At 63.0% G+C, this 26,485-nt stretch carries 23 protein-coding genes; 15 read left to right on the forward strand and 8 right to left on the reverse strand.

Annotated elements, in window-relative coordinates:
• Positions 1-78: 78 nt before the first annotated feature.
• Entirely contained in the window at positions 79-582 is a 504-nt protein-coding gene (locus HJ536_RS11240; RefSeq protein WP_177157761.1) for a DUF2478 domain-containing protein, read from the reverse strand.
• A gap of 88 nt (positions 583-670) precedes the next feature.
• On the opposite strand from HJ536_RS11240, the gene HJ536_RS11245 reads away from it, so the two are divergent.
• From HJ536_RS11245 to HJ536_RS11260, 4 genes are read left to right on the forward strand one after another with little or no spacing between them, the layout of a single operon-like run.
• Entirely contained in the window at positions 671-1,540 is an 870-nt protein-coding gene (locus tag HJ536_RS11245; protein ID WP_177157762.1) for a formate dehydrogenase accessory sulfurtransferase FdhD, read from the forward strand.
• Entirely contained in the window at positions 1,533-2,141 is a 609-nt protein-coding gene (gene mobA / locus HJ536_RS11250) for a molybdenum cofactor guanylyltransferase MobA (RefSeq protein ID WP_177157763.1), read from the forward strand. Before HJ536_RS11245 ends, mobA begins: the two co-directional genes overlap by 8 nt.
• The gene (mobB, locus tag HJ536_RS11255) at positions 2,138-2,629 is read left to right on the forward strand and encodes a molybdopterin-guanine dinucleotide biosynthesis protein B (RefSeq protein ID WP_177157764.1); all 492 of its coding nucleotides are present in this window, start codon (positions 2,138-2,140) and stop codon (positions 2,627-2,629) included. The genes mobA and mobB overlap by 4 nt, the downstream gene beginning before the upstream one ends.
• Positions 2,630-2,632: 3 nt before the next feature.
• Complete coding sequence (locus HJ536_RS11260; protein ID WP_177157765.1) at positions 2,633-4,714, forward strand: molybdopterin-binding protein; 2,082 nt, start codon at positions 2,633-2,635, stop codon at positions 4,712-4,714.
• Here HJ536_RS11260 and HJ536_RS11265 read toward each other — a convergent pair.
• The gene (locus HJ536_RS11265; RefSeq protein WP_177157766.1) at positions 4,711-4,938 is read right to left on the reverse strand and encodes a sulfurtransferase TusA family protein; all 228 of its coding nucleotides are present in this window, start codon (positions 4,936-4,938) and stop codon (positions 4,711-4,713) included. The two genes, HJ536_RS11260 and HJ536_RS11265, sit on opposite strands and share 4 nt — an antisense overlap.
• 159 nt (positions 4,939-5,097) lie before the next feature.
• Between HJ536_RS11265 and HJ536_RS11270 the strand changes: the two genes are divergently transcribed.
• Entirely contained in the window at positions 5,098-6,789 is a 1,692-nt protein-coding gene (locus HJ536_RS11270) for an NAD(P)H-dependent oxidoreductase subunit E (RefSeq protein WP_177157767.1), read from the forward strand.
• A gap of 2 nt (positions 6,790-6,791) precedes the next feature.
• Positions 6,792-9,563, forward strand: coding sequence for a formate dehydrogenase subunit alpha (fdhF, locus tag HJ536_RS11275; RefSeq protein ID WP_177157768.1), 2,772 nt, complete (start codon positions 6,792-6,794; stop codon positions 9,561-9,563).
• Positions 9,564-9,642: 79 nt separating this feature from the next.
• Here fdhF and HJ536_RS11280 read toward each other — a convergent pair whose 3' ends face one another.
• On the reverse strand, positions 9,643-11,292 hold the full coding sequence (locus HJ536_RS11280) for a methyl-accepting chemotaxis protein (protein ID WP_177157769.1): 1,650 nt from the start codon (positions 11,290-11,292) through the stop codon (positions 9,643-9,645).
• Positions 11,293-11,746: 454 nt separating this feature from the next.
• Positions 11,747-12,637, reverse strand: a complete 891-nt coding sequence (locus HJ536_RS11285; RefSeq protein ID WP_177157770.1) for a LysR substrate-binding domain-containing protein — start codon at positions 12,635-12,637, stop codon at positions 11,747-11,749.
• 168 nt (positions 12,638-12,805) lie between these two features.
• Between HJ536_RS11285 and HJ536_RS11290 the strand changes: the two genes are divergently transcribed.
• Together HJ536_RS11290 and HJ536_RS11295 are read left to right on the forward strand one after the other, a co-directional pair.
• The gene (locus tag HJ536_RS11290; protein ID WP_177157771.1) at positions 12,806-14,041 is read left to right on the forward strand and encodes an aromatic ring-hydroxylating oxygenase subunit alpha; all 1,236 of its coding nucleotides are present in this window, start codon (positions 12,806-12,808) and stop codon (positions 14,039-14,041) included.
• 3 nt (positions 14,042-14,044) lie between these two features.
• Complete coding sequence (locus HJ536_RS11295; protein WP_177157772.1) at positions 14,045-15,106, forward strand: FAD-binding oxidoreductase; 1,062 nt, start codon at positions 14,045-14,047, stop codon at positions 15,104-15,106.
• A 61-nt stretch (positions 15,107-15,167) separates the two neighbouring features.
• Here the strand turns inward: HJ536_RS11295 and HJ536_RS11300 are convergent, their stop codons facing one another.
• From HJ536_RS11300 to HJ536_RS11315, 4 genes are all read right to left on the reverse strand, one after another.
• Positions 15,168-16,472: a TRAP transporter large permease gene (locus tag HJ536_RS11300; RefSeq protein WP_176853881.1), complete on the reverse strand. Its 1,305-nt coding sequence runs from the start codon at positions 16,470-16,472 to the stop codon at positions 15,168-15,170.
• On the reverse strand, positions 16,469-16,972 hold the full coding sequence (locus tag HJ536_RS11305; RefSeq protein WP_228028412.1) for a TRAP transporter small permease: 504 nt from the start codon (positions 16,970-16,972) through the stop codon (positions 16,469-16,471). The genes HJ536_RS11300 and HJ536_RS11305 overlap by 4 nt, the downstream gene beginning before the upstream one ends.
• Before the next feature lie 5 nt (positions 16,973-16,977).
• A complete protein-coding gene (locus HJ536_RS11310) occupies positions 16,978-17,955 on the reverse strand; it encodes a TRAP transporter substrate-binding protein (RefSeq protein ID WP_177157773.1) in 978 nt (325 codons plus the stop codon).
• Positions 17,956-18,095: 140 nt separating this feature from the next.
• A complete protein-coding gene (locus HJ536_RS11315; protein WP_177157774.1) occupies positions 18,096-19,265 on the reverse strand; it encodes a LysR family transcriptional regulator in 1,170 nt (389 codons plus the stop codon).
• A gap of 152 nt (positions 19,266-19,417) precedes the next feature.
• On the opposite strand from HJ536_RS11315, the gene HJ536_RS11320 reads away from it, so the two are divergent.
• From HJ536_RS11320 to preA, 7 genes are all read left to right on the forward strand, one after another.
• Entirely contained in the window at positions 19,418-20,149 is a 732-nt protein-coding gene (locus tag HJ536_RS11320) for a PIG-L deacetylase family protein (protein WP_177157775.1), read from the forward strand.
• Positions 20,150-20,214: 65 nt separating this feature from the next.
• On the forward strand, positions 20,215-20,703 hold the full coding sequence (locus tag HJ536_RS11325) for a cytochrome b (RefSeq protein ID WP_177157776.1): 489 nt from the start codon (positions 20,215-20,217) through the stop codon (positions 20,701-20,703).
• A gap of 30 nt (positions 20,704-20,733) precedes the next feature.
• Positions 20,734-21,687, forward strand: coding sequence for a VOC family protein (locus HJ536_RS11330; RefSeq protein WP_177157777.1), 954 nt, complete (start codon positions 20,734-20,736; stop codon positions 21,685-21,687).
• A gap of 13 nt (positions 21,688-21,700) precedes the next feature.
• Entirely contained in the window at positions 21,701-22,375 is a 675-nt protein-coding gene (locus HJ536_RS11335) for a 4-carboxy-4-hydroxy-2-oxoadipate aldolase/oxaloacetate decarboxylase (protein ID WP_177157778.1), read from the forward strand.
• A gap of 88 nt (positions 22,376-22,463) precedes the next feature.
• Positions 22,464-23,528 carry a 4-oxalomesaconate tautomerase gene (locus HJ536_RS11340; protein WP_177157779.1) on the forward strand — a complete coding sequence of 355 codons (1,065 nt, stop codon included), beginning with the start codon at positions 22,464-22,466 and terminating at the stop codon, positions 23,526-23,528.
• A 144-nt stretch (positions 23,529-23,672) separates the two neighbouring features.
• Positions 23,673-25,007: an NAD(P)-dependent oxidoreductase gene (locus HJ536_RS11345; protein ID WP_177157780.1), complete on the forward strand. Its 1,335-nt coding sequence runs from the start codon at positions 23,673-23,675 to the stop codon at positions 25,005-25,007.
• Positions 25,007-26,311: an NAD-dependent dihydropyrimidine dehydrogenase subunit PreA gene (gene preA / locus HJ536_RS11350; RefSeq protein WP_177157781.1), complete on the forward strand. Its 1,305-nt coding sequence runs from the start codon at positions 25,007-25,009 to the stop codon at positions 26,309-26,311. The genes HJ536_RS11345 and preA overlap by 1 nt, the downstream gene beginning before the upstream one ends.
• Positions 26,312-26,485 lie beyond the last annotated feature (174 nt).

The raw sequence follows: 26,485 nt of genomic DNA on the forward strand, positions 1-26,485 counted from the left end.
AGGGCGTAACACCCAGAGAAAACCGGAAAAACGGACAAATTGAGGGTCATGAAAAAAGTCAGGGACAAAATGTCCACATCACCCGTTCAGCTGGGACTGCACCCATTCGAGCACAACCTCTGGGTCAGCGGGCAGCTCTTGGCCCAGATCGTCGGCAAAGGTGCGAAAGCCATCGACGTTACCCGGTGCCACGGCGGTCAGAACGGGGATGCCTCGGGTCAAAGCCTCGCCGATCACGGGGCGGAACCCGCGGCCGTCCAGCTCTTGTTTTCCGAATTTATTCAGGATCATCACCTGCGGATCAGCCTCTAGCGCACTGGCTACAAGGCCCACCGCACGCTCCAGCCCTTCGGGGTCCAGACGGCAGCCCTGCGACAGCGCCCCAAGGTCCTGAGAGATCCGCACCACGTCCGATCCGGTCAGGATGTGCAGGTCCATCTGGCATTTGTAGGCGGGCTCGGTCTCAATATTAAACTGGACGGCGCCGGCCATTTTCACACCGGCCTCGCGCAGCATCTCGGACACTTTGACCAAGCACCGGTCCGCGTCCCCGCGCCCTTGCCCCACAACATATCCCAGCATGCAGGCCTCCCCCTTGCAAAACCCTGACCGGCCATAAATGATGCCCCGAAATCAGAAAAAGCAACCACTTGCTGCGGAACACCGTCTTATGGACCACGATCCCATCCTGCCGAACCCGACAGACCCGCGCCTTACCCGCCGCGTGACGGGCCATGACCATACCGGCGCCGAGGTCGAGGTCTCGGTGGTCGAGGAACGCCCCCTGACCATCTACCTGAACAGCCAGGAAATCGTGACCGCCATGACCATCGGGGACTATCCCGAGTATCTGGCGCTGGGGTTCCTGCGCAATCAGGGGATGCTGCGGGACGACGATGAGGTCACCGGCATCGATTACGAGGAAGACATCGAAACGGTCGTGGTCCGCACCACCCGCCAGACCAGCTATGAGGAGAAGGTCAAGAAAAAGACCCGCACCTCGGGTTGCGCCGTGGGCACGGTGTTTGGCGACATGATGGAGGGGCTGGAGGGGCTGACCTTGCCCGCGACCCCCGTCCGCACCTCTTGGCTGTATGCGTTGGCCAAAGAGATCAACACCACCCCATCGCTGTACCTAGAGGCTGGAGCGATCCATGGCACGGTCCTGTGCTGCGGCGACAAGCCCTTGGTTTATATGGAGGATGTGGGCCGGCATAATGCCGTCGACAAAATCTCGGGCTATATGTTCCACCACGGTGTCTCTGCGGACGACAAGATCCTGTACACCACGGGCCGCCTGACCTCTGAAATGGTGATCAAGACCGCGATGATGGGCATTCCGGTGTTGGCCTCGCGGTCCGGTTTCACCGCTTGGGGGGTCGAGATTGCCCGCCAAGTGGGCCTGACCGTGATCGGGCGGATGCGCGGCCAACGCTTTGTCTGCCTGTCGGGCGAAGAGCGCCTGATCCGCGATGCCGACCTGTCCGCAGTGGGTGACGAAGACCGGAAGCACCGCCGCAAAGGGGCAGACCATGATTAAGCCCCCCGCAGTGATCCTGGCCGGTGGCAAGGCGACCCGTATGGGCGGCGGCGATAAGGGCCTGCGCACCATCGGCGGCAAGCCCCTGCTCGACCACGTCCTCGATCGTATGCGCCCCCAGTCCGGCCCCATCGCCCTGAACGCGAACGGCGATCCTGCGCGGTTCGCAGGCTACGACCTGCCGGTGTTGCCCGACACTCTGCCCGACCATCCCGGCCCCTTGGCTGGGGTTCTCGCAGGCCTCGATTGGGCCGCTGGGCAGGGCCACGACGCGATCGTGACCGCCGCCGCCGACACGCCCTTCTTCCCCGCCGATCTGGTCGAGCGTCTACAGCAGGCCGCTGTCCCCAGTGGCCTCGCCCTTGCTGCCACCCGCGAAGGGGACAAAATCTGGCGTCAGCCGACCTTTGGCCTCTGGCCTGTGGCCCTGCGGGATGACCTGCGCGACGCCCTAGAAAACGGTCTGCGCAAGATTGTCATGTGGACCGATCAGCACAACGCTGGCCTTGCCGTTTTCGACACCAATCCCGTTGACCCGTTCTTCAACGTCAACACCCCCGACGACATCACCGAGGCCGAGCGCCTCTTGGAGGCAATGTGAAAGTTTACGGCGTAACCGGCTGGAAAAACTCTGGAAAAACCGGATTGATGGAGCGTCTTGTGGCCGAGTTCACCGCCCGTGGCTACCGCGTCTCGACCATCAAGCACGCCCACCACACCACCGATGTGGACCAGCCCGGCCGCGACAGCTTCCGCCACCGAGAGGCTGGCGCAACCGAGGTCATGCTTGCCTCGCCCAACCGCTGGGCCCTGATGCACGAACTGCGGGACGAGGGCGAGCCGCCCCTGCACGAACTCTTGGCCCGCATGTCCCCCGTGGACCTGATCCTGATCGAAGGCTTCAAACGCGACGCCCACCCAAAGGTAGAATGCGTGCGCGCCGAAACTGGCCGTGCGCCCCTTGCCCCCGACAGCACCACGATCCGCGCGTTGGCGACCGACACGCCGCTGGACATCGACAAACCCCAGTTCGACTTGAACGACACCGCCGCGATAGCCGATTTCATCGCCGCTGAAACGGGGCTGTAACCCATGTTCGACCGCATCGCCATTCTGGACTGGTCCGCCGCCGGAACGCCCAAAACGGGCAAGGACAGTATCTGGCTGGCGGTCGCAGATGCCTCTGGCGTACGGTCCGAGAATATCCCCACGCGGATGCAGGCCGAGCAGCGTTTGATGGCGCTGATGGCTGAGGGTGACCGCCTGCTGATCGGCGTGGATTTTTCGCTGTCTTTGCCCGCAGCGGCTCTGGACCGGCTGGGAATGGATGCGTTTGGCCTGTGGCAGCACCTCGCGGCACACCACAGCGATACCGACAAGAACGCCTCGAACTACCGCGAGATTGCGGCCGATCTGAACCAAAGGCTTGAGGGCGAAGGCCCCTTCTGGGGCAACGGCACCAAGGCCGACATCCCGCACCTGCCCCGTACCAAACCTGCCAGCACCCTGCCTGAATGGCGCGCCTGCGAAGAAGTCGCCCGTGCGAACGGTCTGACCCCCAAATCCTGCTGGCAATTGGCGGGCGCGGGCTCGGTCGGGGCGCAATCGCTGACCGGAATGCCGATGATCCACCGCCTGCGAGAAGATGGCGCAACTGTCTGGCCGTTTGACCCGATCAGCCGCGTGACGGTGGCCGAAGTCTACCCCTCGATCTTCAGCGCCGAGGTCCGCGCACATCTGACCCGCCACCCCGGCATGGTGCCCGATCAGGCGCAGGTCGAAATGTTGGCGCAAGCTTTGTGGGCAATTAATGCGGGCGGATCGCTGCCCCCTCCGTTCGATGTGGAGCCCAGCCAAGAGGGCCATATCCTTGGCCTGAACCACGAAGTCGCCCTGCGGGCTGCGGTACCTACCCAGACCCTTCCCCCGCGCTTGCGGAACGACTGTTTTGCCATGCCCCAAGGGGTGAACTGGGTGCCTGTGGACGCGGCGTTAACCAAACTCAAAGACGCCCTGCACCCCATCAAAGCCACCCAGACCATCCAAAGCCACCAAGCCCAAGGCCGCATTCTGGCCGCCGATGCGGTGGCCCGCCGGTCGAACCCGCCGCGCCCCAATTCGGCTGTGGATGGCTATGGCTTTGCCCATGCAGCCACTGGCGAGGGCCCGCAGAAATTGCCCTTGGTTCAGGGCCGCGCTGCTGCTGGTCAACCGTTCGCAGGCTTCGTCCCCCAAGGCGCGGCCGTCCGCATCCTGACCGGCGCGATCCTGCCGGACGGGGTCGACACTGTGGTGTTGGAGGAAGACTGCGCCCTCGACGGGGCCTCGGTGATCTTTGACGGGCCGGTTAAGCCCCGCGCCAACACCCGCAAGGCGGGCGAGGATGTCGAGGCTGGCCAAACCGCCATCCGCGCGGGCCACATCCTGCGCGCGCCTGATATCGCGCTACTGTCGGCCCTCGGGATCGCCGAGGTGCAGGTATATCAGCCCCTGCGCGTGGGCGTGCTGTCCACGGGGGACGAGATCATCGCCCGCCCCGACATGGACGCCCTGCCCTACCAGATTTTCGACGCGAACCGCCCGATGCTGCTGAGCCTGCTGAACGGCTGGGGCTACTTGCCCATCGATCTGGGCCACTGCAAGGACGACCCCAAGCTGATCGTACGCACTCTGAACAAGGCCGATGTGGACGTGATCCTGACCTCGGGCGGGGCCTCTGCGGGGGACGAGGATCATGTGTCCCATCTGCTGCGGACCAAGGGCACCCTGTCCAGCTGGCGCATTGCCTTGAAACCGGGGCGCCCGCTGGCGCTGGCGATGTGGGACGGCACGCCCGTGTTCGGCCTGCCCGGCAACCCTGTGGCGGCGCTGGTCTGTGCGCTGGTGTTTGCGCGCCCTGCTTTGTCCTTGATGGCGGGCAGCGGATGGGCGGAACCTGTCGGCTTTACTGTCCCAGCGGCATTTGAGAAACGCAAGAAGGCCGGCCGCCGCGAATACCTGCGGGCGCGGCTGAACGACCAAGGCATGGCAGAGGTCTTCAAATCCGAAGGCTCGGGCCGGATCAGCGGGCTGTCTTGGGCGGACGGGCTGGTGGAACTGCCCGATGAGGCCGCAGAGATCACCCACGGAACGCCGGTGAAATACATCCCCTATGCGATGCTTGGCCTGCGTTAGGCCTTGCGGATCAGGTAGATCTGGGTCTCGCCCTCGTCTGACTGGCTGACCAGTTCATTCCCGCTTTCAAAGCAGAAATGCGGCACGTCGACCACAGCCGCCGGATCGGTCGCGATCAAACGCAAGACCTGCCCTGAAGTCATTGACTTCAGGCGCTTTCGTGCCTTGAGTACGGGCAATGGGCACAAGAGCCCGATGGCGTCGATTTCTTCGTTCCATTCCATATGTGTCGATTTAGGGCCCACTTATGTCGGTGTCCATCTTTATATCGCCGCCGATATGATAGTGTGCGGACAGGAACTCCCATTATTTGAGAGTTGATTTCGTGCCCCTATTCGTGGGCACTTGCGCTGGAAACCCACCGGCTTCGGGAAGGCAAATAGATGGCTCTGGATCACAAGGACGTCCCCTGGACGTCAGGCCGCAGCGGCAACAAGGGACGCGCTCACACCAAGGGGCGTCCGCTGGATGAACAAGCATGGGCCGAGGTCCGCGATTTGCTGGGGGACCGCCCCCGTCGCCGCGACCTGTTGATCGAGCATCTGCACCTGCTTCAGGACCACTTCCGCCACTTGTCTGCGCCCCATCTGCGCGCTTTGGCCGAGGAAATGCGCCTGTCCATGGCCGAGGTCTGGGAAGTTGCCAGCTTCTACGCCCACTTCGATCTGGTCAAAGAAGGCGAGACACCGCCCCCCGATCTGACCATCCGCGTCTGCGATTCCCTGTCCTGTGAGCTGGCAGGGAGCGAGGCGCTTTACGAGGCGCTGGAGTCGGGCATGGACCCCAGCAAGGTCCGCGTTCTGCGGGCGCCCTGCATGGGCCGCTGCGACACTGCGCCTGTGGTCGAACTGGGCCACCGCCATATCCACCAAGCCACCCCCGAGAAGATCGACGCCGTGATTGCGGGCGGCGATTTCCGCCCCGTGATGCCCGAATATGAGGACCTGCTGTCCTATCGTGGCCGCGGCGGCTACGACAAACTGACCGAGCTGCGGGAAAGCGGCAATTGGGAACAGGTGCAGGACATGTTGCTCGAGGCTGGTCTGCGCGGCCTTGGCGGCGCGGGCTTCCCCTCCGGCAAGAAATGGGGCTTTGTCCGGTCCGAAGAAGGCCCCCGCTATCTGGCCGTGAACGGGGACGAGGGCGAACCCGGCACCTTCAAGGACCGTGTGCATCTGGAGCGCGAGCCGCACATCTTCCTCGAGGGGATGCTGATCGCCGCGTGGGCGGTCGAGGCGGACACTTGCTTTATCTACATGCGCGACGAATACCCCGCGATCCTGAAGCTGCTGCGCAAAGAAATCGCCGCGCTGGAAGAGGCCGGCATCGCCCCCGCAGGCTACATCGACCTGCGCCGCGGCGCGGGCGCCTATATCTGCGGCGAAGAAAGCGCGATGATCGAGAGCATCGAAGGCAAGCGCGGCATTCCCCGACTGCGTCCCCCTTATGTGGCGCAGGTCGGGATCTTTGACCGCCCCACGCTGGTGCACAACGTCGAGACCCTGCACTGGGTCGCCATGATCTGCCGCGAAGGGCCCGAGGTCATGAATGCCACCGTGCACAACGAACGCACGGGTCTGCGGAACTACTCGGTTTCGGGGCGCGTCGCCACTCCGGGCGTTTACCTGCTGCCCGCCGGATCGACCATCACCGATGTGATCGCCGCCGCCGGTGGCATGGCCGAAGGACATGTGTTCAAGGCCTATCAGCCCGGTGGCCCCTCGTCTGGCCTGCTGCCTGCTCATATGGACCACGTGCCGCTGGACTTTGACACCCTGCAACCGCACGGGACGTTCATCGGATCGGCTGCGGTGGTCGTGCTGTCGGATCAGGATAGCGCCCGCGATGCCGCCCTGAACATGCTGCGGTTCTTTGAATCCGAAAGCTGCGGCCAGTGTACCCCCTGCCGCGTCGGCTGCGAAAAGGCCGTGAAACTGATGCAGGCCGAAACATGGGACCGCGAATTGCTGACCGAACTGTGCCAAGTCATGACCGACGCGTCGATCTGCGGCCTAGGCCAAGCAGCGCCCAACCCTATCAAGCTCGTCATTCAACATTTCAGCGAGGAGGTGTGATCATGGACGGCAACCACATCGATCAGGTCAGCTTTACCCTCGACGGGCAGGAAGTCACCGCCGTGGATGGCGAAACCATCTGGGAGGTCGCGCAGCGCCACGGCAAAACGATACCTCACCTGTGTCACAAGCCCCAGACCGGCTACCGCCCCGATGGCAACTGCCGCGCCTGCGTAGTCGAGATTGACGGCGAGCGGACCTTGGCCGCGTCCTGCTGCCGGAACCCCTCGAACGGGATGAAGGTCAAGACCGACAGCGAGCGCGCCGTGAAATCCCGAGCGATGGTGATGGAGCTCTTGCTGGCTGACCAGCCCGAACGTGAGGCGGCTCATGATGCAGGCAGCCACCTGTGGGAAATGGCCGACGCCCAAGGCGTGACCGAGAGCCGTTTCCCGACGCTCGACGTGGATCGCATTCCTTTGCTCGACGACAGTCACGTTGCGATGCGCGTGAACCTTGACGCCTGCATCCAGTGCGGCCTTTGCGTGCGGGCCTGCCGCGAAGTGCAGGTGAACGACGTGATCGGCATGGGCGGCCGTGGGCACGATGCCTATCCTGTGTTCGATCTGGACGACGATATGGGCGCCAGTTCTTGCGTGGCCTGCGGTGAATGCGTTCAGGCCTGCCCCACCGGCGCGCTGATGCCTGCCACGGTTCTGGACGCGGACCAGCAGGGCGACAGCACCGATTTCGACAGCGAAGTGCAGTCAGTCTGCCCCTTCTGCGGGGTCGGCTGTCAGGTCAGCCTGAAGCTGAAGGACGGCAAGGTAAGGTATGTCGAGGGCATCAACGGTCCCGCCAACGAAGGGCGCCTGTGCGTCAAGGGCCGCTTTGGCTATGACTACATCCACCACCCCCACCGCCTGACCAAACCGCTGATCCGTCTGGAAAACGCGCCCAAAGAGATGGCCGTGGACCCCGCCAACCCCTTTACCCACTTCCGTGAGGCCACGTGGGAAGAGGCGCTGGATGCCGCCGCGAACGGCCTTGGTGGTCTACGCGATGCCAGCGGGGGCCGCAGCGTCGCCGGGTTCGGTAGCGCCAAATGCACCAATGAAGAGGCCTATCTGTTCCAGAAGCTGATCCGTCAGGGCTTTGGCCACAACAACGTCGACCACTGCACCCGTCTGTGCCACGCCAGTTCTGTGGCCGCGCTGATGGAGAACGTGGGCAGCGGCGCCGTGACCGCGACCTTTAACGAGATCGAGAATGCGGATGTGGCGATCGTCATCGGCTCGAACCCGACCGAGAACCACCCCGTCGCCGCGACCTACTTCAAGCAGTTCGCCAAACGCGGCGGCAAGCTGATCATCATGGACCCGCGCGGCACCGCGATGAAGCGGCACGCGGCCCACATGGTCCAGTTCCGCCCCGGCACCGACGTGGCCCTACTGAACGCGATCATGTGCGTGATCGTCGAAGAGGGGCTGTACGATCAGTCCTATATCGACGCGCACACCGAAAACTGGGAGGCAGAGAAGCAGCACCTCGCTGGCTTTGCCCCCGAAAAGATGGCCGAGATTTGCGGCATCGACGCACAGACGATCCGCGCTGTGGCCCGTGATTTCGCGGGTGCCGAGGCTGGCATGATCTTCTGGGGCATGGGCGTGTCGCAGCACATCCACGGCACGGACAACTCGCGCTGCCTGATTTCGCTGGCCCTGATGACTGGCAACGTGGGCAAACCGGGCGCTGGTCTGCACCCCCTGCGCGGTCAGAACAACGTGCAGGGCGCATCCGATGCGGGCCTGATCCCGATGTTCCTGCCCGACTATCAGGACGTGACCAACGATAAAATCCGCGGCCATTTCAACAAGATCTGGGGCACAGATGACTTCAGCAACCAAAAGGGTCTGACGGTCACCGAGATCCTCGATGGCGTCCATGCGGGCGACATCAAGGGGATGTATGTGCTGGGGGAGAACCCCGCCATGTCCGACCCCGACGTCACCCACGCCCGAGAGGCGCTGGCCAAGCTGGAATGTCTGGTCGTTCAGGACATCTTCCTGACCGAAACGGCGAACTATGCGGATGTGGTCCTGCCCGCTGCGGCCTTCTACGAAAAGAACGGCACGGTCACCAACACCAACCGTCAGGTCCAGATGGGCCGTGCGGCGGCCACGCCTCCGGGTGAGGCGCGCGAGGATTGGGCGATCACCGTGGCTTTGGCGCAAAAGCTGGGGCTGGACTGGACCTACACCCATCCCAGTCAGGTCTTTGCCGAGATGAAGCAGGGTATGCCCAGCCTAGACAACATCACGTGGGACCGCCTAGAGGGCGAGAACGCAGTCACCTATCCGTCTCTGTCGCCCGAGGACCCCGGTCAGGCGATTGTGTTCGGCGATGGCTTCCCCCGTGCGAACAACCGCGCCAAGTTCACCCCCGCCGACGTGATCGCGCCGGACGAGGCACCCGATGCGGACTACCCGATGATCATGACCACGGGCCGCCAGCTGGAGCATTGGCACACCGGCTCGATGACCCGCCGCAGCACCGTCTTGGACGCGATCGAGCCAGAGGCGAACTGCTCGCTCCACCCGTCCACCCTGCGCAAGCTGGGGGTCAAGGTCGGCGACAAGGTCAAGCTGGAAACCCGCCGCGGCACGATCACCCTGCTCGCGCGTGAGGATCGTGCAGTGGCGCCCGATATGGTGTTCGTGCCCTTTGCCTATGTCGAGGCGGCAGCCAACGTGCTGACCAACCCTGCCCTCGACCCCTATGGCAAAATCCCCGAGTTCAAGTTCGCCGCTGTGCGCGTCACCGCTGCGGGCTAGGCCCCAAAAATTAAGGCAGCGCAGGATGGGGGTCCTGCGCTGCCTGTCTTGGCCAATCCCCTAGGGTGGGGGACGGAGATCAGCCGAGATTGAATTCGAAGGTTTCGGACTTCTTGCTGCGGGTATCCGACGAATTATCCGACGGAGTGCCAGCCGCGATGTCAGCGACCAGTTCCTCGGCCACGCTTTGGTTTGCGCGGACCCAGTTTGCCCCTTCGGCCATCACATCATCATCGCCCACACGGAAGAACGAGATGGTATCGGCCAGCTGCTCGGCCTGACTGGACAGCTCGGTCGCAGCCGAGGACATTTCCTCGGAGGCAGAGCTGGTGGACTGGGTGATCTTGTCCAGCTCCTGAATGGATCGGTTGATATCCCGCGAACCGTTCGCCAATTCGCGCGAGGCCATAGTGATCTGGGTCACCAGTTCCGAGGTTTTCTCGATGTCAGGCACCAGATCCTCGAGCATCTTGCCAGCGGCAGCGGCGGACTGGACGGTGTTTGCGGACAGGGCCGAAATCTCGGAAGCGGCTTTCTGGCTGTTCTCGGCCAGCTTGCGCACCTCGGAGGCCACCACGGCAAACCCGCGGCCATGCTCGCCCGCACGGGCGGCTTCGACGGCGGCGTTCAGCGCCAGAAGGTCGGTCTGGCGGGCGATTTCCTGCACCACGTTGATCCGTTCTGCGATGGCGCGCATCGCCTTGACCGCGTCGGCCACAACCTTGCCCGACTGGGTGGCGTCGCGAGCGGACTTGGTGGCGATCTCTTCGGTCAGACCGGCGTTTTCCGAGGTGCTCTCGATGTTGCCGGACATCTGTTCGATCGCGGTCGAGACGCGCTCGGTCGAGGAGGCCTGCGTGGTCGAGTCCGTCGCCAGCGATTCTGAGGTCGATGCCATCTGGTTGGCCCCGGCCGCTACGTTGCGCACAGCGGAGGCCACGTTGCCCACGGTTTCGCGCAGCTTTTGCACCATCTCGTTCTGGGCCCGCAGCAGATCACCAACCTCGTCGTTGCGCTTGAAGGTCGCGGTTTCGCGCAGGTCCCCTTCGGCCACGTTGCGGGCCAGTTTGATGGCTTTGTTCAGACCGCGGGACATGGACTTCATGATGATCACAGCGTTGATGGTCCCGATCAGCAACGACAGCGCACCCAGCGACAGCAGCCACAGGCGCGAACGCTGGTACACGAGGTTCGATTCAACCACCGACTCCTGCATGTCGGCGACCATCTCTTTGCGGATCTTGAGGCTCTGCTCGATCACGCGGTCGGTCGCAGCTTTGGCGTCGCCGTGGAATTTGATGTTCGCGTTCGGGTCGCCCTTAAGCTCCAGCGAAATGACGTTCTTGTTCACAAGGACCATGCGGTCGTGCAGAACGATCAGTTCGTGGAACATGACCTGAACGTCTTCTTCCGAGCGGCGGGTGATGTCCGCAACGTTCAGGTAGAAATCGTCTGACAGGCCGATGATTTCCTTGCGCAGGTCCTTGATCCGTTCCTCGCCCGTGCCTTCGAGCCCGACCAGAGCCTCGCCGACCTTGGCGCGGATGGCGACTTCGGTTTCCGCCAGAAGGTTGATGGTTTGCAGGTCGGCCTGTTTGACATCGATGATCTGGGTGAATTCGTCCTTCACCTCTTTGAAGTCATAGAGCGCCAAGCCAACCGATGCGCCCGACAGGGCGAAGATCGACAGAAATGTTAACGCAAGTTTCGCTCGCAGGGTGAAGCGCATCTGAGCCCTCGTATTTAAGAAGGTAGTGCATCGGGACCGGCCAAATACCCCCCCACAGCAACCACGTGTTTGCGCGAATATACGACGCATCTTTTTTTCAACGAAGGCACCCCACGGCAAAGGGATGCCTGACCTATACCACTAGGTGTAGCCGGTCACCGGATGAGGGCGCTTTGCGGGAATATGACAGTGCGTGCGGCAAGGGGTATCGGGACGGTTGCACCCGCGCAGGAGGCGCGGAATTGGCAACTTTTCCTGACGTTTTCGGGGGATGGTGCGCGTTGGCGGCGGTTTGGCGTGGATTGCGGGCAGATGGGGGCGCAATGGCCATCGCGGGCTGGTTCAGGGCGCCTAACTGTCCTTTGGCGCGCACGCGGCCTGTGTTTCGGCCACCATTGGCCGATCTGACGCCCGTTAAAACCGCCAGAAACCCCCGATGATTCTGCGGCTTGGCTCAGCGCTGGACGGCGGCGGTCAGCCAGTCGGCCAAGCGGATGGCGGCAGTCGAAGCCTCGGGGTGGATTCGCAGGTAAAAGTCCTGCGGCGCGTCGATCCCTTGGGGCACCAGAGGCACCAGTTTGCCGGTGTCGAGCCGATCCCCCAGCAGCTCGGTCCAGCCCAGAACCGCGCCCATATCGTCCTGCGCGGCCTCTAGCGCGACCACGTAGTTGTTCACAGAAAAGCCCCGCCCCTCGCCCATTTCCAGCCCGAGGGCCGCGAACCAGTCGGACCACTTGGTCCAGTCCCGATCCTCGGCGGACAGATGGATCAGGGGCACGTGGGTCAGGTCGGCCAGCCCCCCGATCCGGTTCTGATCGCGGAACCGCGGGCTGCCAAGCGCCATGATGCGCCCGTTGAACAGGGGTCGGATCGCGTCGGGCCCGCCCTCTGGCAGGGGCCCGTATTCGATGCTCAGGTCACAGCTGCGGGCGGCGGCGGGATCATCGCTGACATGCTGGGATACGGTGGTCTCTGGGTGGTGCTTCCAGAAGGCCGCCAGACGCGGGGTCAACCACAGGGAACTGACCGCCGTACTGGCGTGAACCATCACATCGGTCCGGTCCATCCGCAGGCGCAACTGGCCCACCGCATCGGAAATCCCCTCGAACCCGCGCTGCACGGCGATGAATAAATAGGCACCGCTTTCGCTCAGTTCGACGCCCCGATGATGGCGGCGGAACAGCTGGCGGCCCAGATCGACCTCAAGCGCCTTGATCTGGTGACTGACTGCGGCGGGGGTCACGTTCAGCTCGGAGGCCGCCAGTTTGAAGCTGGAATGGCGCGCTGCCGACTCAAAACAGGCCAAAGACGTCATCGAGGGCATGTCATAGGGGCGTTTTGCCATAGAAGGGCTGATCCATCACAAGGGTTTTCCCTGATCTATCAGGGGCACCCAGACGGTACGGTTGAATTCAATTCATCTCAAGCCAAGATTTTTTAGCGTTGCAACGGGGCGGTTTTGCGGAAAATCGTCAGTCCATTCTACAGCTTTACCGCACACAGGATTCCTCCCATGGACGGCTCTTTCTCCATCACCGAATTGCTGGCACGCCGCCGCTCGGGATATTCGCTCGAACGCCCGTTTTACACCTCTCCCGAGATCTTTGATCTGGATATGAAGAACATCTTCTACCGCGAGTGGCTCTATGCCATTCCGGCGGCCCAACTGCCCAAGGCGGGCAGCTATGTGGTCCACACGGTGGGGGATTACAGCGTCATCATCATCCGTGGTCAGGACGGGGTGATCCGCGCGCTGCACAACTCTTGCCGTCACCGCGGGTCGGTGCTGTGCAAGGCTGCGTCGGGCCACGTTCCGAAAATCGTCTGCCCCTACCACCAGTGGACCTACGAGCTGGACGGCAAGCTGCTGTACGCCCGCGACATGGGCGCGGATTTCGACGCCAGCCAGCACGGTCTGAAGCCGGTGCACTGCCGCGAACTGTGCGGTCTGGTCTATATCTGTCTGGCGCCCGAAGCGCCCGACTTTGACACCTTTGCCGCCGTGGCCCGCCCCTATCTGGAGGTGCACGACCTGACCGACGCCAAAGTCGCCCATGTGTCGAGCATCATCGAAAAGGGCAACTGGAAGCTGGTCTGGGAAAACAACCGCGAGTGCTATCACTGCAGCGGCAACCACCCTGCCCTGTGCCGGTCCTTCCCCTTGGATCCCGATGTGGCCGGCATTCTGCCCGACGGCAGCGTTCCCCCGCGCCTGCAGGCCCACTATGACCGCTGCGAGGCCGCCGGTGCGCCGTCGCAGTTCAAAATCTCGGACGATGGGCAGTTCCGTTTCGCCCGTATGCCCCTGCAAGAGGGCGCGCTGAGCTATACCATGGACACCAAGGCCGCCGTGACCAAACCCTTGGGCCGCGTCAGCCTGCCCGACGCAGGCACCCTGCTGAAGTTCCACTATCCGACCACCTGGAACCACTTCCTGCCGGATCATTCGCTGACCTTCCGCGTCACCCCCGTCAGCCCGACCGAAACCGAAGTCACCACCACCTGGCTGGTGCACAAGGACGCGGTCGAGGGCGTGGACTATGACCTGAAGCGCCTGACCGAGGTTTGGGACCACACCAACGACGAAGACCGTATCGTGGTCGAGAACAACCAAAAGGGCATCAACTCGCCCATGTACGAACCCGGCCCCTATTCCCCGCGCGAAGAAACCGGCGTGGCCCAGTTCGTGGACTGGTACGCCGACACGCTGGAGCGGTCGCTGAAACCCACCCGACTGGCAGCGGAGTAACCGATGGCCCTACCCGATCAGCCCAAGTTCTGGACGGACAACGAACCCCTCGAATGCGTCGCGGTTCTGGCCGAGACGCGCAATGTGGTGACGTTTTGCTTTCAGGCGCCTTCGGGAGCTTTGTTCCGCTATGACCCCGGCCAGTTCCTGACGCTGGAACTGCCGGTGCCGGGGGGGCCGCTTTACCGGACCTACACGATCTCGTCCTCGCCCTCGCGGCCGATGTCGATCACGGTGACGGTCAAGGTGCAGGACGGCTCGATCGGGACGCGCTGGATGATGGACAACCTCAAGGTCGGCTCGCGGCTCAAGGCGACCGGCCCTGCGGGGACCTTCACCAACGCGGGCAAGCCCGGGGAAAAGCTGCTGTTCATCTCGGCCGGTTCGGGCATCACGCCGATGATGTCCATGACCACCTACCTCTATGATTTGGGCCCCGATCTGGACATCGTGTTCGTGAACTGTGCGCGCCGCCCGTCGGACATCATCTTCCGTCGGCGGCTCGAGCATATGGCGAACCGCGTGCAGGGGATCGACCTGAAATGGGTGGTTTCCGGCGCGGACCCGTACGAGCCGTGGACCGGCTACCAAGGGCGCTTCAACCAGTTGATGCTGGGTCTGATGGCGCCTGATTATCTGGAGCGCGACGTTTATTGCTGCGGCCCCGAGGATTTCATGACCGGCGTCCGCGAGGCGCTGGCGGGCCTTGGCTATGACATGGCGCGCTATCATCAGGAAAGCTTCCACGCGCCCCTGCAACAGGCCGAGGACGTGCCCGAAGATGCAACCCCCGACGAGGATGTGGCATCGGAAGTGGTGTTCTCGATCTCGGGCAAGCGGCAGACCTGCGCCCAGACCGACACCATTCTGGCGGTGGCCCGTCAGGCGGGGCAGAACATCCCCGCAGGCTGTACATTCGGCGTTTGCGGCACCTGCAAGACCCGCAAACTGTCGGGCGAGGTGCACATGGTCCATAACGGCGGCATCACCGAAGAGGACATCGCCGAGGGCTACATTCTGGCCTGTTGTTCCCACCCCATCGGGACCGTCGAAATCGAGGCATAAAAAAACGCCCACGCTGATGTTCAGCGGGGGCGCAGTGCGATGTATAGCTTGGGTCAGAGCGTTAGCCGAACATCGTTTGCGGTATGATCAGTGCGATCGACGGGAAGATGATGATCAGCAACAGGCCGACGATCATCGCAAACAGGAACGGCATCACCCCTTTGAACACGGTCGCCATGGGCACGTCACCGGCCACCCCTTTGACCACAAAGACGTTCAGACCAACGGGGGGCGTGATCATGCCCATCTCGATCACGATCACAGCGACAACGCCGAACCAGATCGGATCAAAGCCAAGCTGCTGGATCACCGGAAACACGATCGGAATGGTCACAACCAGCATCGACAGACCGTCGAGGAACATCCCCAGCACCACATAGCCCAGAATGATCATCAAGAGCGTGCCATAGGCCCCGAGCCCGAAGCCGACCAGCGTGTTCCCCAGAACTTCGGGGATGTGGGTCACGGCCAGAAACGGGTTCAGCACGTTCGCCCCGATCACCACCATATACAGCATGGCCGAGGTGCTAATCGTCTCGACCACTGCGCCGCGGAAGGCGGCAAAGTTGATCGCGCGCTTGGCAAAGGCCAGCAGGATCACCAGACCGGCCCCGATGGCGCTGGCCTCGACGGGCGTAAAGATCCCCGCATAGATGCCTCCGATCGACACCCCGATGATGCTGAGGAGCGGAGCGGCACGCCCCAACAGCACCATCCGGTCGCGCAGCGCGACGTCATCGCCGCGCGGGCCCGCCGCCGGATCAAAGACCGAGATCAGCCAGACGGTCCCCATGAACAGGAACATCAGCAGTAGGCCGGGCAGAATACCGGCCATGAACAGTTTGCCCACGGACTCCTCGGTCAGGATCGCGTACAGCACGAAACCGGTGGATGGTGGGATCAAGAAGCCCAGAGTGCCGCCAGCCGCTACCGCGCCGGTCGCCAGACCATCGCCATAGCCCAGACGCTTCATCTCGGGCAGAGCGACCTTGCCGATGGTTACAGCGGTCGCCACAGACGATCCCGACACAGCCGAGAATACCGCGCAGCCCAGAACGGACGCGCTGGCCAGACCGCCACGGAAGCGCCCCACCCAAGCAAACGCCGCATCATAGAGCGCGCGGCTGAACCCGGCCGCCGAGGACACGTTCCCCAGCAGAATGAACATCGGCACGACGATCAGCGAATAGTTCGACACCGCGCCGTAGCTTTCGATCAAGAGCACACCACCCGCAGCGCGGCTGCCTTCCAGAACGTACAGACCGCCAAAGCCGACGATCAGCATCGCAAAGGCCACAGGGGTCCGCAGTATCATCAGGCCGAACAGGCAGGCGATCCCGATCAATCCGATTACCAAAGGGGTCATAGGCGCAGCTTTCCGGTCAGAATGGCGACCAATTGCAGAAGCAGAACCACCACACACAGCGCCATGCCCGCAGCAATCGCGCCATAGAACGGCCAGATCGGCAGACCCAGCATGTTGGTGGTATCGGTAAATTCATAGGCATCCAGCGCCTTGAGCCACGAGCGGTGCACCAGCACCGACAGCACCAGCGACGACAGGATGCGGCTTTGGACATCGCCGACGAAACGGCCGACGGGTCCGATGGCATTGTCCAGAACGTCGACGCTGACATGCGAACGGATCGCGGTCGCAAAGGGCAGCGCCAGCATCACAACCCCGACCGAGGTCAACTGGACCACTTCGTTCACGCCCAAAATCGGCGTGCCAAAGATGTAGCGGGCAAAAACAGCAACGAAGACCAGAACAAGCATACCCAGAAGCAGGACGCCCGAAATCGCCGCCAGTACGAGGGTGGCCCGGTTGGATGCCTCCAACCAGACCGGGGATTTATGTTGGTCCATCGACATTACTTCGACAGGGCTTCGACGATCGCGGCAGCGTCACCGCCGGTTTCACCGACAACGGCCTGAACAACCGGAGCCGACAATGCGTCAAAGGCCGCTGCTTCGGCGTCGGTCAGGTGGATGACCTCTTTTCCTTCGGTGGTGGCAAAGCCCTCGATGCCTTTGGCGGCGCCGGCCAGCTGGCTGGCCTGACCGTTCAGCGATGCGGCCTTACCGGCGGCGTCTACAGCGGCTTTCTGGTCGTCGCTCAGATCACCATAGGCGTCACGGTTCATCAGGATGAAGAACGGCGAAATGGTAGTGTCCATGCCAACGGTGATAAAGTTCGCGACCTCACCCAGCTTGAACGCGCCAACGGCGGTGCCGTCGATCATTGCGCCGTCGATCACGCCGGTTTGCAGGGCGTTATAGATTTCCGACACGGGCATCGACACGGGCGACGCGCCCCATGCCTCGACCAGAAGGCCGGTGTTGCGCGAGGGGACGCGGATCTTCAGACCGGCGATATCCTCGGGGGTGTGGACGGCTTTGTCACGGGTGAAGAGCACGTTCTCGGCGCTGGACCACAGGGCGACCAGATGGGTGCGGCGGTATTCGGAACCCAGCAGGTCGACGTTGTTCCAGATAGTCTCGGTGCCGTTGGCTTCGGTCAGAACACCGGGCAGCTCGGACAGCAGGGTCAGCGGGAATTGCGAGGCGGTGTAACCGGGCAGGCTGACGGCCAGTTCGGCCACGCCATCGACCACGCGGTTGTATTGCTCAACGGGGCCTGCACCCAGCTCGCCGCCGCTGTAGATTTTCACGGTGACGTCGCCGTTGGTGCCTGCGGCAATCGCATCGGCCAAGGGCTGGAAGGTGCTGGCAACATAAGGGTGACCGGCGGGCATGAAGTTGGCGAACTTCAGTTCGTTTGCCTGAGCCTGGGTCGAGACAGCTGCGGCGGCCAGAGCGCCAGCGGCGATAAGTTTACGGATATACATGATGTCCTCCCGGTAGCGGGGCGGATCTCCGGCCGCCCCCAGTGCCGCCGAAGTAGGACATCATGCTCTCAGGCTCTAATAAGAAGCGCACCTTTGGTCATAAGAAGCGCATATAACAGCCTCAAAAAGACGTGAAGGGATCACGCCTTAGACACTTGGCGAAGGGCCTGTAAAAACTGATCTTGTGCCGCAGTGGGGCGCCAGTTTTCCCGATAAGTCAGGCCGATATGACGGCGCGACTCGGGCCAGTCGAACTGCAAGGCATGGACAAAGCCGCGGGTCAGTTCGGGCATCGCCTGACTGCCGGAAATACAGGCCAGATGGTGCCCGTCTTGCACCATTTCACGCATAAGAATAACTGAACCCGTCTCGATCAGGCCGGGGGGCAGCGCCCTGCCCTGCGCGGCGAACAGGGCCTCGAACTGGGCTCGGGTCGGGGTGCCTTGGCGGGCGACCAGCCACGGGTAATCCCCCAGCGCCGCCAGATCCAGAGGCCGCCCGAGCAGCGGATGCCCCGCCCCCGCCAGCATGACCAGCGTGTCGTCGAACAGGGTCTCCTGCACCACATCGTCAATCGGCAAAGGGTCCCGCATCGCCCCGATGAGGAAGTCGATATCCCCGATCCGCAGCCCCGACAGCAAGGTGTCATAGGGGCCGTCCAGCACATCCACGGTGATGTTCGGGCGGGACTGACGGAACAGGGCCAGCGCCTTGGGCAGCACGTGCGACCGCGACAAAGGCATCGCGCCGATCACGACCTTACCGACCTCTTGCCCCTGCATTTCGGCCAGCTCCACGCGGGCCTGATCCAGTTCCACCAGCGCCAGACGGGTGGTCCGCACCAGCTGGGTACACAGGCGCGTCGGGGTGATCCCCACGGGGCTGCGCTGGAACAGGGACCGACCGGCCTCTTTCTCGAGCAGGCTGATGGCGCGGTGGACGGTGGGCTGCGCCACCCCCAGTTGCCGCGCCGCGAGCGAGAAGTTCTGGGCCTCGTGCGCTGCGACCAGCGACACCAGCTGCGCCCGCGTGGCCGTCAGCACCAGACGGGCCGAGATATCCGCCAGCGCCCCATCCAGCATTCCCATCGCCCGCCGCACCCGCGCCTCGAGGCAACGGCCCATGTCGGTCAGGAAGAAGCCATTTGGCATCCGCAGAAACAACGGGGCCCCTGCCTCAAGCTCCAGCTTGGCCAGTGCTTGCGTCACGGCGGGCTGGCTGACCAGCGATCTATCGGCAGCCTGAGTCACGCTGCGGGTGTCCGCAACCGCCAGAAACACGCGCAAATGGCGCAGGTTTGATCCGATCATAGGGCTATCCTTGGTTTCAGCGGGGTTTTGGGTGAAATGCCGGCCTATCGCAATGTGGTATAGCAGTATCTTATGCCGAATGCGATCTTTCTGAATTGCTTTGCCCGCCGGTTCGACGCCATCTCAGCGCCAACGACCCCGAGGAGGATCCCATGTCCGACAAGAAAACCGCGCTGGTGATCAGCGCCCACGCCGCAGATTTCGTCTGGCGCTGCGGCGGTGCCATCGCCCTGCATGCCGAGATGGGCTATAACGTGACCGTGGCCTGCCTGTCCTTTGGCGAGCGCGGCGAAAGCGCCCGTCTGTGGAAAGAAGGCAAGTCGCTGGACGAAGTCAAAGCCATCCGCCGTGGCGAGGCCGAAGAAGCCGCCAAGGCGCTGGGTGTCCACGATCTGGTGTGCTTTGATCTGGGGGATTACCCGCTGGAGCTGTCGCGCGACAACAAGACCGATCTTGTCAACCTGATCCGCAAGGTCCAGCCCAGCTTCATGCTGAGCCACAGCCAATACGACCCCTATAACACCGACCACATGTACACCACTCAGGTGGCGCTGGAGTGCCGGATGATCGCGCAGGCGTGGGGCCACAACCCCGGTGAAAAGGTTCTGGGGGCACCGCAGCTGTACCTCTTTGAACCCCACCAGACCGAGCAGATGGGCTGGAAACCGGACACGTTCCTCGACATCACCCCTGTCTGGGACAAAAAGCGCGCCGCGATGGAGCACATGAACGGTCAGGTCCACCTGTGGGACTACTACACCAGTGTGGCCCAACAGCGCGCCAACCACTTCAAGCGCAACTCGGGCGGCATGTCCGGCGGTCGCGATTGCAAGTACGCCGAGGGCTTCCAGTCGATCTTCCCGCGCACCGTCGACGAATTGTGATCGACCATAGGCGGCGACTCAGGCGACAAAGGGCCGTGTGAATTACCCCTCAAAGGATTTGAGACATGGACACTTCCCTCCCTGCTGTTACCGCCTATTCCCCGATGCAGAAGCGCCTGCATTGGGCTGTCGTGATCCTGCTGGCCCTGCAATACCTGTTCTTTGACGGGATGGGCCGGCCCTTTCACCAGCTGATGGAAGGTCAGGACGCCTGGACCACCACCGTCGTGATCCACTTGGCCATCGGCGTTCTGGTTCTGCTGGCTGCCCTCTGGCGCCTGAGCCTGCGCCGCAGCCACGGTGTGCCCGAAGAGCCCGAGGGCACCCCTGACCGCGCCAAGCTGGCATCCAAAGCTGTGCACTACGGCATCTACGCCCTGCTGATCATCCTGCCGATCTCTGGCTCGGTGGCATGGTTCGGCAAAATCGGCACCCCCGCCCAAGTGCACGAAATCCTGACCAACGTGCTGCTGGCGCTGGTCGGCATCCACGTTCTGGCCGCGCTGGTTCACCAGTTCGTCTGGAAAGACAATCTGCTGCTGCGCATGAAATAACCGCGCGGCCCGTCCCCAAGGAGGAGAGACATGCCCGAAGCCTGTTTTGACGTTGCCCATCTGGGCCACGTGGAAATGCTGACCAACAAGTTCGAAGAGAGCCTTGATTTCTTTACCCGCGTTTACGGGCTGAAGCTTTCGGGGCAGGACGAGAACTCGGCATACCTCCGTGCTTGGGACGATTACGAGTACTGCTCGTTGAAACTGACGCGCAGCGATACCACCGGTGTGGCCCACATCGGGTATCGCTGTGCCTCGCCCGGGGCGCTGGAGCGCCGCGTCGCCGCCATTCAGGCGTCGGGCTACAAGGTGCACGGCTGGATTGATGGCGATGACAGCCACGGCCGCGCCTTCCGGTTCGAAGACCCCTTTGGCCATATCTTCGAGGTCTATTACGAGACCAACTGGTACGAAGCGCAGGAAGAGGCCGAAAAGGCAGCCCTGAAGAACACCGCGTCGTCCTTCACCGGCGCCGCGCCCCGCCGCATCGACCACCTGAACCTGCTGTCCAGCGACGTGACCGAGTTCCGCCGTTTCATGGAGACCTGCCTTGGCAGCCGCGTGACCGAGTATATCCAGCTGGACAACGGCCGCATCGGTGGCTGCTGGTTCACCGTGAACAACAAAACCTACGATCTGGCCTGCACAGAAGAGCACGGCGGCGGCAACGCCCGTCTGCACCACGTGACCTATGCCACCGACCAGCGCGAGGACATCCTGCGCGCCGCTGACATCTTCCTTCAGAACGGTGTCCATATCGAGACCGGCCCCCACAAGCATGCCATTCAGGGGACGTTCTTCCTCTATGTCTGGGAGCCTGCGGGCAACCGCGTGGAGCTGGCGAACTCTGGCGCCCGCCTGATCACCGCCCCCGACTGGAAGCCCATCGTCTGGACCGAGACCGACCGCAAGAAGGGTCAGGCATGGGGTCTGAAAACGATCGAGAGCTTCCACACCCACGGCACACCGCCGGTCGAGCACTAAGGGGGACACAATTATGGCAAATGTCGTCGTTCAGAACATTGAACGCGCCGATCAGGCTGTGATCGACGAACTTGGCGCAGCGGGCGTTGCAACCGTCCACGAAAGCGCGGGCCGCACCGGCTGTCTGGCCAGCTACATGCGCCCGATCTACGCGGGGGCCCGGATCGCGGGCAGCGCGGTCACGATCTCGGCCGCGCCGGGGGACAACTGGATGATCCATGTGGCGATCGAGCAGCTTCAAGCCGGTGACGTGCTGGTGCTGGCACCGACCAGCCCCTGCGACAACGGCTATTTCGGGGACCTTCTGGCGACCAGCGCGCAGGCCCGTGGCTGCCGCGGGCTGATCATCGACGCCGGTGTCCGCGATATCCGCGACCTGAAGGAAATGAACTTCCCCGTCTGGTCCAAGGCTGTGTCGGCCCAAGGCACGGTGAAAGAGACCTTGGGGTCGGTGAACGTTCCGATCGTGTGCGCTGGTCAGGCCATCAATGCGGGCGACATAGTGCTGGCCGATGACGATGGCGTCTGTGTGGTGCGCCGCGAGGATGCCGAGGTGGTTCTGGAAGCCACCCGCAAACGTCTGGCCGCCGAAGAAGCCAAGCGCGTCCGTCTGGCGGCGGGCGAGTTGGGGCTCGACATCTATGACATGCGGCCGCGTCTGGCTGAAAAAGGTCTGAAATATATCTGACGGGTTGAGGGGGCGCTGCCCCCTCTTGCCGCCTTTGGGGGCGGCAATTCACCCCCGGAGTATTTTTGGCAAAAAAGAAAGCAAGGGCATGGAGCATGTGATGGACGGGATCGAGGCGATCTGGATGCGTGGGGGCACGTCCAAGGGGCTTTATATGCGTCTGGCGGATTTGCCGGGTGACGTGGCGGCGCGGGATGACCTGTTGCTGCGCCTGATGGGCAGCCCTGATCCGCGGCAGATCGACGGAGTTGGCGGGGCTGATCCTTTGGCGTCCAAGGTGGCACTGCTGGGGCCATCGAGCCGTGAAGATGCGGATGTGGATTACCTGTTTTTGCAGGTGTTTGTGGATCAGGCGCTGGTGTCGGATGCGCAGGCCTGCGGGAATATTCTGGCGGGCGTGGGGCCAGCGGCGATCGAGATGGGCTTGGTGCGCGCTAATGGGGATGTGACCGAGGTGCGCATCCACATGCTAAACACCGGCGAAGTGGCTGTGGCCCGCGTTCAAACCCCCGGTGGGGTGGTGCGCTATGACGGGGATGCGGCGATTGACGGGGTGCCGGGGACGGCCGCGCCGATCGAGCTGATGTTCACCAATATCGCGGGGTCCATGTGTGGGGCGCTGCTGCCCTCGGGGCAGGTGTGCGATGTGGTCGAGGGGGTGGCGTGCACTCTGATCGACAACGGGATGCCTGTGGTGTTGATGCGGGCAGTGGACCTGGGGCTGCGCGGGGACGAGAGCCCTGCAGAGCTGGAGGCGGACACCACGCTGAAAGAGCGGATCGAGGCGATCCGGCTGGCCGTGGGGCCGCTGATGAACCTTGGCGATGTGCGCGAGAAGTCGGTGCCGAAGATGACCTTGATTTCCCCTGCCCAGAGCGGCGGTGCGGTGAACACCCGCAGCTTTATTCCCCATCGGTGTCATTCAAGCATCGGCGTCTTTGCCGCCGTCAGCGTGGCCAGTGCCTGCACGATGGAGGGCAGCGTTGCCTATGACATGGCGGTGTCTCCAGAAGATGGGCGCTATGCCATCGAACATCCCAGCGGGGCCGCCGAAGTATTGATCCGCACCGATGCAACGGGCGCTGTGACCGGCGCGGGCACCCTGCGGACGGCGCGAAAGTTGATGCAGGGGCGGGTTTCCCCCCGCCGGTAACCCCAACGAATACAGGTTTTCGGACAAGGGCGCGCCCAAAATACGGGCAGCGCCCTTTTTCTTTGCACCTCGCGCAAAATAAAAATTGACCAAATGGTCAGAATTGCGGTTCCATGAAATCAAAAGACCGACAGCGAGGAAAACATGACCACGACCCCCAGAGAAAACGGGATCGCAGCAGGGAGGCTTGCGGGACCGGTGCTCCAGGAGAATTTCTGTGATCTGCATGCGCCACTGGATGCCCACGAGGCCAAGGTGGCGGCAGATCGCTGCTATTTCTGCCATGATGCACCCTGCATGACCGCGTGCCCCACCAGCATCGACATCCCCCTGTTCATCCGCCAGATCAGCACCGGCACCGCCGAGGCCGCGGCGAAAACCATTTTCACCCAGAACATCCTTGGCGGGATGTGTGCCCGCGTCTGCCCCACCGAGACCCTGTGCGAAGAGGCCTGCGTGCGAAACACCGCCGAGGGCCAGCCGGTCGAGATCGGGCAGCTGCAGCGCTATGCCACCGACCGGATGCTGGATCGGGCGCACCCCTTTGCCCGCGCCGAGGAAACCGGTTTCAGCGTGGCTGTAGTTGGCGCGGGGCCTGCCGGTCTCTCGGCGGCGCACCGATTGGCGATGCTGGGCCATCAGGTCGTGGTCTTTGATGCGCGCCCGAAGGCGGGTGGTCTGAACGAATACGGGATCGCGGCCTATAAATCGACCGACGGTTTTGCCCAGAAAGAGGTCGCGTGGCTGCTGGAGATCGGCGGGATCGAGGTGCGCAACGGTCAGAAACTGGGGGACCAGATCACTCTGGACGGATTGCGAGAGGATTTTGACGCCGTGTTCCTTGGGATGGGCTTGGCGGGCGTGAATGCCTTGGGTCTGGGAGAAGACAAATCGGGCGTGATGAACGCCGTGGACTTCATCGCCGGACTGCGGCAGGCCAGCGATCTCGGCTCTGTTCCTGTGGGCCGGCGCGTGGTGGTGATCGGTGGCGGCATGACCGCGATCGACGCCGGTGTGCAGGCCAAACTGCTGGGGGCCGAAGAGGTGACCATCGCCTATCGCCGCGGCCAGCAGGCCATGGCGGCCTCGGAGTTCGAGCAGGATCTGGCCAAGGCCAGCGGCGTGCGCATCCTTTGTAATGTGGCCCCCGTGGGCGTGACCGGCAATGGCAGCCTGACCGGCGTGACCCTAGCCTATACCGACACCCAGAACGGCAAACTGGTGGTGACGGACGAGACCTTTACCCTGCCTGCGGATCAGCTGTTCAGCGCCATCGGGCAGTCCCTGTCCGGCGCCCCCGAGGCTGTCACGCTCGAGGGTGGCAAGATCAAGGTGGACGAAAACGGCCATACCTCGGCCAAGGGTGTTTGGGCTGGGGGCGATTGCGCGACCGGCGGGGATGACCTGACCGTGACCGCCGTCGCCGAAGGGCGCGACGCCGCAATGAACATCCACACCGTTCTGATGGGAGGCAAGTGATGGCCGATCTTACCACAACCTTTCTTGGCATAACCTCGCCCAACCCGTTCTGGCTGGCCTCGGCCCCGCCCACGGACAAGGAATACAACGTCCGCCGCGCCTTTGAGGCCGGTTGGGGCGGTGTCGTGTGGAAGACCCTCGGCACCGAAGGCCCGCCCGTGGTCAACGTGAACGGCCCCCGCTATGGCGCGATCCACGGGGCAGACCGTCGCCTACTGGGTCTGAACAACATCGAACTGATCACCGACCGGCCGCTCGAGGTGAACCTCGAGGAAATGACCCGCGTGAAAAAGGATTACCCCGATCGCGCGCTCATCGCCTCGGTCATGGTCCCGTGCGAGGAAAAGGCGTGGAAGGACATCCTGCCCCGCATTGCGGAAACCGGCTGTGATGGGTTCGAGCTGAACTTCGGATGCCCCCACGGGATGGCCGAACGCGGCATGGGCAGCGCCGTGGGTCAGGTCCCCGAATACATCGAAATGGTCGCCCGCTGGTGCAAAGAGGCCACCGATCTGCCGGTGATCGTCAAGCTGACGCCCAACATCACAAACATCCTCTACCCCGCCGAGGCCGCGAAACGCGGCGGCGCGGATGCGGTGTCGCTGATCAACACGATCAACTCGATCACCTCGGTGAACCTGGACAGCATGGCCCCAGAGCCCACCATCGACGGCAAGGGCACCCATGGGGGCTATTGCGGCCCTGCGGTGAAACCCATCGCCCTGAACATGGTAGCCGAGATCGCTCGCAACCCCGCCACCCACGGCCTGCCCATCAGCGGCATCGGCGGCATCACCACCTGGCGCGATGCGGCGGAATACATGGTGCTGGGGGCTGGCAACGTGCAGGTCTGCACGGCAGCCATGACCTATGGCTTCAAGGTCGTGCAAGAGATGATCAGCGGCCTGTCCCAGTGGATGGACGAAAAGGGCTACACCAAAACGTCGGACTTCATCGGCTCGGCCGTGCCCAACGTCACCGACTGGCAGTACCTGAACCTGAACTACGTCGCCAAGGCGCGGATCAGTCAGGACGACTGCATCAAATGCGGCCGCTGCTATGCCGCCTGCGAGGACACCAGCCACCAAGCGATCAGCATGTCCGCCGACCGCGTGTTCGAGGTCAAGGACGACGAATGCGTAGCCTGCAACCTGTGCGTCAACGTCTGCCCCGTCGAGAACTGCATCACCATGGAGCAAGTCCCCGCCGGCCAGATGGACGAACGCACCGGCAAGCCCGTGCCCGCCGACTATGGCAACTGGACCACGCACCCGAACAACCCGATGGCCACCGCCGCCGAGTGACCCGTGTTCTCCCGGTCGGGCGCGCCTGCTGGACTGCACAAATTTCATGCAACCACCGGCGCGCCCTTCTGGGGAAACTGGGGCGCGTGCATTTTACGACAGGAATGCAACAAAGGAATTGACCGGATGGTCAAATGATCATTCCAATAGGGCAATTCTCCTTGGCTGGTCCTG

It is taken from the genome of Donghicola mangrovi, assembly GCF_013377535.1.
Taxonomy (GTDB): Bacteria; Pseudomonadota; Alphaproteobacteria; order Rhodobacterales; family Rhodobacteraceae; genus Donghicola; species Donghicola mangrovi.

Excerpts from the sequence above, each read along its gene's own strand:
- HJ536_RS11240 (WP_177157761.1), bottom strand. The coding sequence starts at position 582 with ATGCTGGGATATGTTGTGGGGCAAGGGCGCGGGGACGCGGACCGGTGC.
- HJ536_RS11245 (WP_177157762.1), top strand. The coding sequence starts at position 671 with ATGGACCACGATCCCATCCTGCCGAACCCGACAGACCCGCGCCTTACC.
- mobA (WP_177157763.1), top strand. The coding sequence starts at position 1,533 with ATGATTAAGCCCCCCGCAGTGATCCTGGCCGGTGGCAAGGCGACCCGT.
- HJ536_RS11260 (WP_177157765.1), top strand. The coding sequence starts at position 2,633 with ATGTTCGACCGCATCGCCATTCTGGACTGGTCCGCCGCCGGAACGCCC.
- HJ536_RS11265 (WP_177157766.1), bottom strand. The coding sequence starts at position 4,938 with ATGGAATGGAACGAAGAAATCGACGCCATCGGGCTCTTGTGCCCATTG.
- HJ536_RS11270 (WP_177157767.1), top strand. The coding sequence starts at position 5,098 with ATGGCTCTGGATCACAAGGACGTCCCCTGGACGTCAGGCCGCAGCGGC.
- fdhF (WP_177157768.1), top strand. The coding sequence starts at position 6,792 with ATGGACGGCAACCACATCGATCAGGTCAGCTTTACCCTCGACGGGCAG.
- HJ536_RS11280 (WP_177157769.1), bottom strand. The coding sequence starts at position 11,292 with ATGCGCTTCACCCTGCGAGCGAAACTTGCGTTAACATTTCTGTCGATC.
- HJ536_RS11285 (WP_177157770.1), bottom strand. The coding sequence starts at position 12,637 with ATGGCAAAACGCCCCTATGACATGCCCTCGATGACGTCTTTGGCCTGT.
- HJ536_RS11290 (WP_177157771.1), top strand. The coding sequence starts at position 12,806 with ATGGACGGCTCTTTCTCCATCACCGAATTGCTGGCACGCCGCCGCTCG.
- HJ536_RS11295 (WP_177157772.1), top strand. The coding sequence starts at position 14,045 with ATGGCCCTACCCGATCAGCCCAAGTTCTGGACGGACAACGAACCCCTC.
- HJ536_RS11300 (WP_176853881.1), bottom strand. The coding sequence starts at position 16,472 with ATGACCCCTTTGGTAATCGGATTGATCGGGATCGCCTGCCTGTTCGGC.
- HJ536_RS11305 (WP_228028412.1), bottom strand. The coding sequence starts at position 16,972 with ATGGACCAACATAAATCCCCGGTCTGGTTGGAGGCATCCAACCGGGCC.
- HJ536_RS11310 (WP_177157773.1), bottom strand. The coding sequence starts at position 17,955 with ATGTATATCCGTAAACTTATCGCCGCTGGCGCTCTGGCCGCCGCAGCT.
- HJ536_RS11315 (WP_177157774.1), bottom strand. The coding sequence starts at position 19,265 with ATGATCGGATCAAACCTGCGCCATTTGCGCGTGTTTCTGGCGGTTGCG.
- HJ536_RS11320 (WP_177157775.1), top strand. The coding sequence starts at position 19,418 with ATGTCCGACAAGAAAACCGCGCTGGTGATCAGCGCCCACGCCGCAGAT.
- HJ536_RS11325 (WP_177157776.1), top strand. The coding sequence starts at position 20,215 with ATGGACACTTCCCTCCCTGCTGTTACCGCCTATTCCCCGATGCAGAAG.
- HJ536_RS11330 (WP_177157777.1), top strand. The coding sequence starts at position 20,734 with ATGCCCGAAGCCTGTTTTGACGTTGCCCATCTGGGCCACGTGGAAATG.
- HJ536_RS11335 (WP_177157778.1), top strand. The coding sequence starts at position 21,701 with ATGGCAAATGTCGTCGTTCAGAACATTGAACGCGCCGATCAGGCTGTG.
- HJ536_RS11340 (WP_177157779.1), top strand. The coding sequence starts at position 22,464 with ATGGAGCATGTGATGGACGGGATCGAGGCGATCTGGATGCGTGGGGGC.
- HJ536_RS11345 (WP_177157780.1), top strand. The coding sequence starts at position 23,673 with ATGACCACGACCCCCAGAGAAAACGGGATCGCAGCAGGGAGGCTTGCG.
- preA (WP_177157781.1), top strand. The coding sequence starts at position 25,007 with ATGGCCGATCTTACCACAACCTTTCTTGGCATAACCTCGCCCAACCCG.